Below are 13,216 nucleotides of genomic sequence, written 5' to 3' on the forward strand. Positions count from 1 at the left end.
GTCTTTAAATTTAATTTGAAAGAAAATAATATATAGTAAGTTTTATGATTCAAAAAATATTTCTTTTCTTTTATGAATCAAATGTATTCAGTCTTATTTCAATTATCAATACCCCCTTTGTGTAAGATGTGATCTAAAAAAATGAATGAAAATCATAGAGATGAGAAAAAGTAAAGCCTGCAAATTTTTAAATTTGCAGGCTTTAAAAGCTTTTCTACATTTATAAAAGTCATTCCAGGTATTGACGGAGAGAGGGATCTACATCCCCAGACCTTTTTTCAAGACTATGGAGCTCTCATCAAACGACGATCAGGTTTGGTATTATTAAAGATTTTATTTCTTTAATTCCATTTGAATAGTGTCTTTGTATAAAATCATTTTCCATTGCATTGATTTATTTCTAAAATTATTTATCTGAACAGGAATTGTATCAGGTTTCCTCGGATTCCTTTCGTAAGATATCACCTTGAAATTCTGCCCTTTATCATCGTGATGATATTTCATAAATAGTGAAGTACTATCCACATACATATATGGATTGGGGCAATAATACATTTTTCCTCTTTCTTCAATATAAATTGTTTTCCAGGCCAAAGTATCTTGCTGCCATTGATTTTCTTTAACCAATTTTCCATTACGTGTCATCGATGTAACTTTCCATTTTCCAAAAAACTTTTTTGAAAGGTGAACGTCATAATTATAGTAAATAACAAACAATAAAGGAATCAGAATACATAAAACACGAGCGATTGAGCGGAAAAAATTATTACCTACAGAGGGTAGTCTATTTTTGTGTTGATCAAAGAAGCTTATGATATTAACTTTTTGCTGTAAAAACAGATTAACTAAGCCTAATATGATCAGGATCGATGTCAATAATGTAATGGGTCCGATACGATAAAAAACATTAATCAAAACAATATTCAGCATTACGGGTAAAAGTATTACAACACCTAGTAAAGTTGTACGTTTGAATAACAAAAGAACGCTCCCGATGATTTGGAAAAAGGCCAAAATCACAGCAAGTCCGTAAGAAAACCCATAATATTTCCAGGTTAATTCCGGACCCGTTAATGCGCTTGTTAAAGAATCATTGATATGATATGAATAATTAAAATTAACTTCAAATATTTTTTGAAAGCCAAAATCCAATAGTAAAAATGCAATCCAGTACCGCAACAGTGTTGAAAGCCAGGAAATACATTTTAGAGAATTAAAGGTTCCGTTATTTTCTTTTTTGTGCCAATAAAAAGAAAAACCAAATGAGAATAGTATTGCCAATCCTAAGGTGGAAAATCCTATGGGAAATATAAACTGTGAAATTTTATAAGGTAAAAGAGGTAAAATTATAAAAAGAGCAGTATTTATAGCACCAACAATTGCTAAAAAAGATAATGAAAATTTAGAAAACCATTTTGTTTTACTGATTACTTCGGGTGAATTCATGGATGTTTTTATTAATATTTTTCGGTTTGTGATGATACAAAATGACGTCTATCATTCTTTTTCACGAAACTAAATACATAAGAATTTCGTAAAAAAATATCTATATCTATATTTCGTTAAATTAGCCGCTAATATAATTATTTATAAACTAAATCCTCATTTTAAAGAAAAAAAATCACTAAAATAAAATATTATTAGTAAAAAATATAAAAACACACGAATTGACAGACAATCAAAAAACCGAATAATATTAGTTTTAGGTAAAATGGAAAATAAGTTAGTTACCTATCTTTTTCTCTCAAAATGAAATTAAGGGTAATTAAGACCATATGAGCGTTAAACGAATTACCAGATGATAATTGTAACACTGCCAGAAAAGTACGTATGATTCAGAAATAAGAAAGCCTTAGAATAAATATTCTAAGGCTTTTTGCGGAGAGAGAGGGATTCGAACCCCCGGACCTGTTACAGTCAATAGTTTTCAAGACTATCGCAATCGACCACTCTGCCATCTCTCCTGAATGACGGTTATACCGTTGTTTTCAGTGGTGCAAATATATAACGTTTTTTAAAACTGACAAAATATTTTTTAGTCTTTATACAAAAAAAATAAATTGGTGAGCCAGGGTTCTGTATTTTTTTAAATTTCATCTTTACAAATAGCACATGCAATATTCTGATACAGAATAAGATTCGAAGACAAAGCTTTTATACCTGACTGATGTAGAAACTTTCAAATTTTTTATCATTACTTTCGTGAAACTTAAAAAACATAAGAAATATTCCCAACCTTCCCTGCCTGAAAGCTTCCATTAATATCTTTACTCCCATTTCCCATTCTGTTTATGTTGATGAAATTCTTTTTTCGAAATATGCTCATTGATTTTATTCAAAATTCGGATGGCTGCTTTTAATGATATTTCCTGCACTGAAGTAGTTATATGATTTTCTACGGACAAAGATCTTTTTGAAAAACAAAAATTGATGATTCCTACCCTGTCGCATACCTGATTAAACAGAAAACCATCCTGTTTTAACTCTCCATGCGTTATAATCCTCATCTTTCCCATCGATTTCAGAAATACTTTCCACACCGGAAATCCTATTGATGTCTTCCCAGGAAAGAGGCTTTAGATTCATTTTTAAGCGTTCTTCATTAAGATATGTTTTGTTTTCTACAGGATAAGGAATGCCTTCCGATGTCAACTGTGTTCCATACCGTTGCGGTTTGCTCTGGAAAACCTGGATTCTGTCGTACAGATAGGCTATATTTGAGGGATTGATATCATTGCTGTATTCAATCATCATCTTATAGCACTTTTTCATAAATTCAGGTTCGCCAATCGAATGTTGAATAATGAGCCATGCTGCGTTACTGCCTTCCGCCCCTACCATTGAAACTGTTGGAAATCCGGTTTCCTTAATGATTTCCCGAAGCCGTTCCGCATTCTTTCTGTGGATCATTTCCATTTCAGGATGATAACCTCCGGAAAGCAGCCCCTCTGACAACAGCCTATCTCTGACGGAAAGGTCTTTTTTGGCCAGTTCTATTAATTCTTTTGAAAATGTATGGTTCATCTCTTTTTAAATTCAATAATTGATACTACCCAAAAAAATTACGATGAGAAAAAATTAGAACTTTAATGTATTCAATCCATTGAATTCCTCCTTTTCATATATTTTTTCAATTCTTCCGTTCTTCAGCACCGCTATTTTATCGCAGGTATGAAATAGGGTCTCAATGATGTGTGAACTGATGATCACTACTTTATTTTCTGATTTAAGTTGCTTAATAATATCGTAGAGAATATGAACGCCCTCAAAATCTACTCCGTTAAACGGCTCATCAAGGATATTCACTGGTTTATCCAACATCAGCATCCCAATCAGGGCCAGTTTTTTCTTCATTCCACTGGAATAATACTGTACATATTTTTCGAGGGGAAGATTGAATTTCTCCGTAACTTCTTTAACATCACTTTCATTTTGACCTGAAAAATAAGATAAATACTCCTGTCCTGTGATGTAGGGATAAAAATAATTTTCAGTTTCGAGATAAGAAACCAAGCTTCGTTTTAAGGATTTTCCTTGCCAGTTAATATTTCCTGAGAATGAATTATTCTGATATAAGGTATCGAATAACGTCGTTTTTCCGGCCCCGTTCTTTCCAAGAATTCCGATGATGCTTCCTTGTTTCAACGACAGATCCACGCCATTAAGCACTTTCTGGTTCCTGAACTCAACCTGCAAATTTTTAATCTCCAACATAGGTTCTTATATTTTTTTTTGCATTTTTCAACTGATTTTTTAAAACAAACAAGGCAGGAATTACCGTTATGCTATAGAAAATATACTCAAGATACACGCTGATATTGTAATAGCTTCTTTTTTCTTTATAATGGTAAAGCTTATATTTTCTGGTAATGATCAGGAGAAAATACAGATTCATGAATGTAGAATAATACAGCAAATAAAGACTATCGTACGGATTGATGATAAGAAATAGAACATCAACAGGCAGCAGCAAAGCATTGAAAAACAAAGCATTTTTTCTGAGCTTTTCCTGCAAACTTAGTTTTTTAAAGTACATTTCAAGCATCTCTTTGCTTTCATAAGGCTCATAGATGTCTGAAATAAAGTCTATCAGAAAAAGCCCAACAACAATCAGAAATCCGGGATGATACGATGACATCAGAACGATACCATATCCCATTACTGAAACCCATGTATTCTTTCTCAGAAAAGTTTTCCACTCAAATAAATCATCCGGTATGAAATTCCATTTCAGGGCAGGATCAATTTTGGTTTTCGGAAAAAAAAATGCAAATAATACAATGAGAATATAGAAGCACAGACCCGCTTCCTCTACCTTATAATGAATATTTCCCAATAATAGAACCGTATAAATAAGTGCCGATTCCAGTACGATAACTGCTCGCCAGCTTTTTTCAAATACTTTCTTCAAAAAAGGAATATCTTTTCTGCTGCAATGAAACACCAGTGCTGCCATAAAAAAAAGAGCCGGATAATAATGATATGAAGGTAGTTTTACAGTCATTAAAACCACAAATACGAGCAGAAAAGGTAAACTTATCCTCATATCAAGGTTAAAGATTCTGAATATCTGGTAAAATCTGAATTTTAAATGGTTAAATAGCTTTTTCAAAGGATTATTGTATTCTCTGTAGATTTGAATGCATAAAATTGCCAAAAAAAATTCAAATATGGCGACTTCATGAGATTATTTCATTAAAAAACACAAACTGGAAAGATAAAATAAGACTTAATGATAGTTTCTTATTATTTTGCTATACTTTTCAATATAGGATCTGAACATTTCTGCACGGGTTGAAAGATCGTACACTTCCCTGCCATTTATTACAAGATTTCCGGGAGCTTTTCCATTACAATGTTTTCCCTTTGAATACAGTGCTTCGCTGAGTTTCTTAAAATTTCTTTCAGCCTCTATCTCAGAATTAAATTCATATACCCGGATCACGAAATCCGGATAAAAATCCTTAGTTCCCTTTTCCGGTTTATTACTTCTTGCAAAGTATTCTCTGATTCCGTCTCCTGCGATGATCTTTATGCTGTTTTCCTCACAGTTGTTGTAAGAGATGCTGTGTTTTTCTCTTGGCTCAAAACTAAAACCTGATTTTTTCAGTTCTCCATTCAAGTAGATGATCAGCTTCGTATTATCATCAATATTCTGGGTCTTGATGGTATCATAGACAGTATCTTTATTCGGTATATCTTCAATAGACAGCGCTTCCTGATCTTCTTTTTTCAGTGAATCATTTTTATGTCCACCGCATGAAAAAATCCCTAGCAATAATGGCAGAAACAGTAGTTGATTTTTCATGAAATTGAGTTAAGTTATTGACAACATCTAAACTACAAAAAATAGCAAATACATCTTTCACTACCATCGAGAATATTGTTTCAGAAATGACAACGATTATGAGCACACAATCTTAATAAGTTTACTCCTTGATGACTTTCTTACATTGCCCATCAATGCATATCATATAAACTCCCTTTTCAACATGACCTAGATTAATATCCAAAGAACCAATTCTCTTTTCGACGGCAATCCTTGAAGTCATATCATTTCCTGCGCTGTTCACTATTTTAATATTTTCGATGTTGTTCTTTTTCAGCACAATATGCACATGGTCTTTAGCCGGATTTGGATAAACGCTAAACAACTCTTTGGTTTTTATAGATTCCCGGTCCGAAATGCTCAAAAATGTTTCCGGAATAAGACTTGTCTGGATCGTAATTCCATTGATGGTATTAAAAGTTACTTCCGTTTTATTTCCTGTTATTACAGTTGTGATCGGATTTATCGGATTTTCCAGCTTCCACTTTCCTGCCAGCGTCAGTTTTACAGGATTTATCTCAGGTACACGGTAGAGACGGGAAGCTGTTCCCGTGATCTGTGAATAGGTATACGACTCATTATCATTCAAAAGCCCAAGATTAGGATTGGTAAGGCTCACTTTAAGCTTATTTCCTGCATTGCTACTCTGAGTCATTACAACAGACGGTTTATCCACAGAAACTAAGACATCTGACTGGAAAACAGATGCCGCATCAAAAATCACGTAATTATAGATCTGATCCTGTACAAATTTAACAACATGTGCCTGGCTATTCTGCTGGATAACTTCGAAATAATCTGCCAGATGATCTGCAAAATCCTGTGTTCCGGCAGTCCCTCCCTGAAGAAGAATTCCATAACGATATCTGCCCGCAGCAGGTGCTGTTCCATGATCTATATAAGCTGTTGCATAGTTTCCCTGTGTATCTGCTGTATTGGAATAGTTGCGCGATTGCTGGGTGCTTCTTTTGACCACCACCGATCCGGTGTAGGATCCGGCAGGAATAACAAAGCCATTCCCTACTGCATCGGTAGCCCATACACTGCCAGTGTTTTGTGAAAAATTTACATTTAAGCCCGTCTGAGTTGTACCATTGATGACTGTCGCAGTAGAAACATCAGGCAGTCCGGTCTGGAAAACAGTAGTGTGTACCGGGCGTGTTCCTCCGGTGTCTTTAATATCAGAACCTAAGCTTAACACTTTATCTTTGAAGAAAAATACGGTCTTCAAGGCAGACATTCCTGTGAAAGAATTGACATCCTTATAATCCATCGCAAAAACGCCATTGTCATCCAGAGAAGCGTGAGCAAGGAAATTCCTGCCATTAAATTCCCTGCCGGCTCCTGATGTAAGCTCGTTCATCGGAACAAATGCAGCAGTAACACCCGGTATATGCGTCCAGTCCCAGCCGTCATCCGTCAGTCCACCCTGCGCATTCGCGACTCCCAAACCATTGGAAAGGCGTGTTTTGGGAGAACCTGCAGATAAAATTTCCATGGCCCCGGCTGAAGTATATCTTCCAAAACGATTCTCTGATGCACTGTTTTCATAATGCCAGATATGTTTGCTGGTTCCTTTTACAGAAATCTGATAACCATTATACTTATGGACATTCAGTCCTCCGTAAGGAAATCCAAAATGTCCTTGTGTAATAGGAAAATCGGGAGTAAGTGCCGTATTGATATTGACCGCAATCTGTCCTGCCATCAAAGGATTTTTAACACTTATGTTCCGGCTAAATCCTGACTGAGGCATCGTATAGATTCTTTTAAAAAACTGCCCTGCATCTGCATTAGCTACAGGATCTGCTGCATATAATAAGGCAAACGCATACCGGTAGTCTAACAGAGGGGTTGTTGAATTAGGAAATCGTCCGGCCAGCCCTCGTGGCATCTCAAAATCTGCACTGAATTTCTGATAAGCCATTAAAGCTTTTTTCAGATGAGTCTGAGAAACAGGCTTCAATTCGTAGGCAGAACCTTTAAGAATATAGTTCATGATCGCCATGGAAAAAAGGGCATCTCCTCCATAGCTGTTGGCATAAGCACCTCTGTGGTGATAAGTGGTAAAGTCGGGTTTTATAAAATCTGCCCATCCGTTTCCAATCAAAAGGGCATTATCGGTGAAATCAATAAGAAACTCCATATTTGCCAATTTATCAGGATCTGCATCTTCCTGTCCCAGGACGTAGCATAAGCGGGTTTCTATCAATGCTCTTACTACATCAGTATTAAAACCTGGGTTTGTAAAATGAAAGTTTGGATTATCCGGATCCAAAAAAGAAGTAATATTACCCAGAACGCCCATATGGTGAGAAAATTCTCCGGTCTGCCCTAATTCTTCCTTCATTAAAAGCACGCAGGCAGCGTAGGTAAAACATCGCAGACCGAAACCGGAATTATTGATATTAACCGTTTCCTGTGATGCATTTAAACTAAAATTAAAATCAGTGGTACTGTTGATTCCTTTGTCTTTTATATATTTGAAAACCTTTAAAATCAAGTCTTTCAGGGCGGTGCTGTGGTATTTTGGATTCGAAGGCTGTCCGTTGATGAGAGGACCTTTTAAATGGTAAGACATCACCAGATAGAATAAATGATTGTTGACCAAGGTTACCATCGCTCCATGATCTGTTCCATTGGTCATATTCCATACAGGTCCGGGAGAAGAAAAATTGTAATTATTCACCACATTGGTTTCTGCCGTATTGCCAAACTGGATATAGCGGTCGTACAGTCCTTTTACGCTTGGATTTGAGTAGGTAGTGATCGTATTATCTGTGAGCCAGTTGATGTATTTGACTTTTACATTATTTACTTCATTAAGCTGCGCATTGGCTTGAGAAAAGCAAAAGAGAACTAAAGTAAATACAATAGATTTCAACATAGGTTTTAGTTTATTCACAAAGATAGGATTATTTAGCTTTAGAAAAAACCCTCAAATCAATCTATATATCACATTCCCAAGTTGGTATAAGTAATAATCCACCTGATGAAATTATATTTATAAGATAATGAGATTTTTCAATAGATACTGCTGATCTCATTTTTCTTAGTAGATTTTTTTATGGTAATAGTTGGTTCCGCCATGATCTTTTCAATGCTTGAAATTTACAATGAGGGTATGATTTCTTAATAGGGTTTAGCTGAATTATGGGACTTGTGCACTCAAACTGTTAACAAATCCTTAAAACAATCATAATCTTAATTTCAGTTTGTGTTCCAAACAGACGTTTAATTTTGCTCAGATTTAATATAAGTAATAAAGTGAAGAAAATTTTTACATCCGTTTTATTCTGTGCCTCTCTATTTTTCTATGCCCAAACCGGTACTGTTTCAGGAAATATTAATGATGATACTCAATTGTCTCTTCCGGGTGCCAAGATTTCTCTTGCACCGGGAAATATCTATACGACCTCTGATGATCACGGGAATTTTGTTTTCCTGAATGTTCCTCCCGGAAATTATACGATGAAAGTGGATTATATGGGCTACGGGACACGTGAATACAATGTCACGGTGGAAGCTGAAAAAAATACGAAACAGAATATTCTGTTCACCAGAAAGGAAACTACGATTGCTGAAGTCGTTGTAAGAGGGTCTGCATTGAAAAATCAGGCAAGAGCACTGAACAAACAGAAAAACAACGCCAATATTACGAATGTAATTTCAGCTGATCAGATCGGGCGTTTTCCGGATGCCAATATCGGTGATGCATTGAAGCGTGTCCCGGGAATCACTATACAAAATGACCAGGGTGAAGCAAGGAATCTTATCATCCGTGGTCTGGCTCCCAATCTCAATTCTGTAACCTTAAACGGAGACCGGATTCCTTCTGCTGAAGGGGATAACCGGAATGTTCAGATGGATCTTATTCCATCTGATATGATTTCGACGATCGAGGTTAACAAAACTCTGACTCCCGATATGGATGCCGATGCCATCGGGGGTTCGGTGAATCTGATCACCAGAGCTTCTCCTAACGGACAGAGAATTTCTGCAACATTAGCCGGAGGCTATAATCCGATTCGTGAAAAGGGAAATTATACCGCCGGATTCGTATATGGAAATCGTTTTTTAAACAATAAACTAGGCGCTGTTTTCAGCTTTTCCTATAACAATAATAATTTTGGTTCTGACAATATAGAGCCTACCTGGAGCCTTGCTAACGATGCCGCTCAAACTGCTTACATCAGTAAAATGGGAGTTCGTTATTATAATGAACACCGGATCAGACACAGTTTTGACCTGAATATGGATTACGAATTTAATTCCAAAAACAAGATCTATGCTTCAGCAATGTACAATTTCAGAACGGATAAGGAAAACAGATTTGCTTTGGGATATAAAGTAAAACCTGTTTATAATGATGATGAAACGGCAATCACGGGCTGGAAAGGAAGCATTACGAGACAGAATAAGGGTGGAGATTCTGATAATGACAATACGCGTCTGGAAAGGCAGAAAGTGCAGAATTATGCTGTACGCGGGGAGCATCTTCTGGGTTCAAAGGTCGATCTTGACTGGTCGATGAACTATGCTACGGCAAGCGAAAAGAAACCTCACGAACGTATTATAGAGTTTGAAAACGGAAAGATGAATTTCTCTTCAGATCTGAGTGATCCGGGAAGGCCAATGATCACTCCCCTTTCGGCAGATAATCTAGGGGTTTATCAACTCAGTGACCTTTCAGATTCAAACAGTTTTACCCAGGAAAAGGAATTTGGAGGAAAGATAAATGTCCGTTTTCCTTTTTCTGTGATTGAAAACCACAAAGGAAGACTCCGTACAGGAATTCGTGTACGGTTAAAGCAAAAGGAGCGAAACAATGATTATTATGCTTTTGAACCTTTACACGATATGGGAAGTCTGCTGTCTGTTCCGACCGTTCATTTCGACGGGCACAATTTCCAGCCCGGGAATTATGTGCCGGGAACTTTCGTCAATCCTTCTTACATGGGCGGTCTGGATCTTTTTAATCCGAATTTATTTCAAGGTGAATCTAAACCGGAAGAGTTCCTTTCGAGCAATTATACAGCGAAAGAAAACATTTATGCCGGCTATATACGATGGGATCAGGATTTCAGTGATAAATTCTCGATGATCGTGGGAGCGCGTTTTGAAACAACAAAAATTGACTATACGGGAAATTATGTGTTGGATGAGGAGGATCTGGCAGGAAAGATCAACCGTACCAATACGTATACCAATGTCCTTCCGAATCTATCGTTTAAATATGTTCCGGTTCAGGATCTTGTTCTTCGTGCAGCTTTTACAACAGCTTTAGCACGCCCGAATTACTATTCACTGGTTCCTTATCTTAACGTTATTTCAGCAGATGAAACCATCGCGGCAGGAAATCCTGATTTAAAGGCAACTTATGCTTATAATTTTGATTTTATGGCGGAGAAGTATTTTAAGTCTGTGGGTATTCTTTCCGGAGGTGTTTTTTATAAGAACCTGAAGGATTTTATTTATACGTATTCGAGAAGAAATTATACTTCTGATGATTTTGCCAATGATTTTGGAGGACAGTCCAACCCTATTCCTGCGGGAGCAGATAACTGGAGATTTAACCAGCAGCGTAATGGTGACAATGTAGACATTTACGGCTTTGAAGTGGCTCTTCAGAGACAGCTGGACTTTATTCCGGGAGCTTTCTGGAAAGGTCTTGGCGTCTATATTAACTATACTTATACGAAGTCAAAAGCGAAAGGGATTACGAATGAAGACGGTATAGAAAGAACGGATGTAGGACTTCCGGGCGCGGCTCCTCATATGTTCAACGGATCGCTTTCATGGGAAGACAAGCGTTTCTCAGCAAGAGTTTCTATGAATTACGCTTCTCATTATATTGATGAATTGGGTGGAAAAGCATTTGAAGACCGTTATTATGACAAACAGGTTTTCCTTGATGCCAATGCATCGTACAAGATTACCAGCCAACTGAGGATTTTTGCAGAAGCCAATAACTTAACGAATCAACCGTTACGTTATTACCAGGGAATCCAGAGCAGAACTGCCCAGGTAGAATATTACAGACCCCGGTTCACTTTAGGAGTGAAATTTGATTTTTAAAAACATGAAAAAGACACCATTTATACTGGCTGTTTCAGTTTTACCTTTTGTGGTAAGCTGCAGCACGCAATCATTAGGAAAAAAAATAACACCTTCGGTGATTACCGAAACGGTAGTCTATGACACGGATGATCCTGCGATATGGATCAATCCGGCAGATGCTTCCAAAAGCATTGTGATCGGGACCGATAAAGATACGGACGGTGGACTTTATGCCTTTGACCTGAACGGAAAGATCATCCGCAAAGTTTCGGGATTAAAACGCCCGAATAATGTAGATCTTGAATACGGTTTTATGCTGAACGGAAAGCCAACAGACATTGCCGCTGTTACGGAAAGGGAAACAAATACGGTCAAAATGTACAGTCTCCCTGATCTGAAAGAAGTAGGCGCCTTTACGGTGTTTGACGGTGAAACGGACCGTGGTCCTATGGGCATTTCGATGTACAAAAATCCGACAACCGGTGAAATGTATGCTGTTGTGGGACGAAAATCCGGTCCGGCAGAAGGCTATTTGTGGCAGTATCAACTGTCTGAAAAAGAGGGGGAAATAACAGGTGAAGTGGTCCGGAAATTCGGAAAATACAGCGGATTGAAAGAGATTGAAAGTATTGCTGTAGACGATGAACTTGGCTATATTTATTACTCTGATGAACAATTTGGAGTGCATCAGTATTATGCAGATCCGGCCAAAGGAAATGAGAAAATTCTTGTTTTCGGAAGGGGTGATTTTAAATCTGACGTAGAAGGCATCTCCATCTACCCTACATCTCCTCAAACTGGTTATATTCTGGTTTCGAATCAACAGAAAGATACGTTTAATGTGTATCTGAGAGAAGATCCGGCCAAAGGCAAAATTGCAGAGATCCCGGTATCTACAAGTGAGAGTGATGGTTCAGAGGTGACGAATGTCAACTTAGGACCTAAGTTTCCCAAAGGGTTATTTGTCGCCATGAGTAATGGGAAGGTTTTCCATTTTTATGACTGGAGGGTTATTGAGGAAAGGATAAAAAAGGCTCAGCAAACTGCTCAATAATTTTTCTATGGGAGCGTTTGAGGGAGGAAAAGGTTGAGATGATGGCTGAAGTGAAAAAACTTTAATAAAATAAATAAACCACTGCAAATCAGCGATTTATTTATTTTATTAGATATCAAAAGCAGGACGCAAAAAAACTTTTAAATATCAAATCTCTACCAATCTTGTCTTAAGATAGCTCCAAAAGAGAAACAAATTATTAAAAAAACAATTAATAAGACATTATAAATATAATTTAGCACTTTACTATCATATTTATAAATCATATAAAAATTAATTATTAGTAAAAAAACTACTATTGGAGATAACTTAAAAAAATAATCATATTGAAAGTATAAAAATAATGCTGTATAAATTACTGAAATAATTAAAATTATTTTTGTTAACCTTTTCATTTTTAACTTATTTTCGTTCATTAATTTCATTTTTAACAATATCTACCAGCCTCTTACTTAAATCATTATCAATACTCTTATGTGTTGAATTAGGAGCAAGAACATTAGTATCTATAGCTTCTAAACCCTCCAATTCTCTAGCATCAATAACTCTGTTTTCAGAAAATGCGTAAGGACTATTATGAGTATATATTTCTGCGAGCGGATCCAAATTAAAGAATCTCCCGACATCCGGCATATAATTTCTCCATTTAAAACTATAAAAACCAGTTTCTTGTGAAGACTTTCCCTTTTTCAAACAGTTAATAAATATAAAATACACTCTAATACACTAAAACTTCTTTAGCATACAGCCAAGGACTAAGTCCATTTAACGAT

The 13,216-nt window shown here is 36.5% G+C and carries 9 protein-coding genes and 1 tRNA gene; 2 read left to right on the forward strand and 8 right to left on the reverse strand.

All coding sequences use genetic code 11. From position 1 onward, the window contains the following. Positions 1-333: 333 nt before the first annotated feature. The 7 genes from BUC06_RS20330 to BUC06_RS20360 all read right to left on the reverse strand — a co-directional run bounded on the left by BUC06_RS20330 (position 334) and on the right by BUC06_RS20360 (position 8,216). Positions 334-1,446 (reverse strand): hypothetical protein, encoded by a 1,113-nt coding sequence (locus tag BUC06_RS20330; RefSeq protein WP_073335964.1) that lies wholly within the window; start codon positions 1,444-1,446, stop codon positions 334-336. Between the two features lie 433 nt (positions 1,447-1,879). Then, positions 1,880-1,964, reverse strand: a tRNA-Ser gene (locus BUC06_RS20335). Positions 1,965-2,457: 493 nt separating this feature from the next. Next, on the reverse strand, positions 2,458-3,024 hold the full coding sequence (locus tag BUC06_RS20340; RefSeq protein WP_073335966.1) for a DUF6624 domain-containing protein: 567 nt from the start codon (positions 3,022-3,024) through the stop codon (positions 2,458-2,460). A 54-nt stretch (positions 3,025-3,078) separates the two neighbouring features. Then, positions 3,079-3,714 carry an ABC transporter ATP-binding protein gene (locus BUC06_RS20345; RefSeq protein WP_073335968.1) on the reverse strand — a complete coding sequence of 212 codons (636 nt, stop codon included), beginning with the start codon at positions 3,712-3,714 and terminating at the stop codon, positions 3,079-3,081. Next, positions 3,701-4,612: a hypothetical protein gene (locus tag BUC06_RS20350; protein ID WP_073335987.1), complete on the reverse strand. Its 912-nt coding sequence runs from the start codon at positions 4,610-4,612 to the stop codon at positions 3,701-3,703. The genes BUC06_RS20345 and BUC06_RS20350 overlap by 14 nt, the downstream gene beginning before the upstream one ends. 117 nt (positions 4,613-4,729) lie before the next feature. Beyond that, positions 4,730-5,308, reverse strand: a complete 579-nt coding sequence (locus BUC06_RS20355; RefSeq protein WP_073335970.1) for a hypothetical protein — start codon at positions 5,306-5,308, stop codon at positions 4,730-4,732. Between the two features lie 121 nt (positions 5,309-5,429). Further along, complete coding sequence (locus BUC06_RS20360) at positions 5,430-8,216, reverse strand: polysaccharide lyase family 8 super-sandwich domain-containing protein (protein WP_073335971.1); 2,787 nt, start codon at positions 8,214-8,216, stop codon at positions 5,430-5,432. Between the two features lie 380 nt (positions 8,217-8,596). Between BUC06_RS20360 and BUC06_RS20365 the strand changes: the two genes are divergently transcribed. Next, positions 8,597-11,407: a TonB-dependent receptor gene (locus BUC06_RS20365; RefSeq protein ID WP_073335973.1), complete on the forward strand. Its 2,811-nt coding sequence runs from the start codon at positions 8,597-8,599 to the stop codon at positions 11,405-11,407. A 4-nt stretch (positions 11,408-11,411) separates the two neighbouring features. Continuing rightward, complete coding sequence (locus BUC06_RS20370; RefSeq protein WP_073335974.1) at positions 11,412-12,443, forward strand: phytase; 1,032 nt, start codon at positions 11,412-11,414, stop codon at positions 12,441-12,443. A gap of 402 nt (positions 12,444-12,845) precedes the next feature. On the opposite strand, the gene BUC06_RS20380 is transcribed toward BUC06_RS20370, so the two are convergent. Further along, positions 12,846-13,136, reverse strand: coding sequence for a hypothetical protein (locus BUC06_RS20380; RefSeq protein ID WP_073335978.1), 291 nt, complete (start codon positions 13,134-13,136; stop codon positions 12,846-12,848). Positions 13,137-13,216 lie beyond the last annotated feature (80 nt).

This window comes from Chryseobacterium carnipullorum, assembly GCF_900142785.1.
Lineage (GTDB): Bacteria > Bacteroidota > Bacteroidia > Flavobacteriales > Weeksellaceae > Chryseobacterium > Chryseobacterium carnipullorum.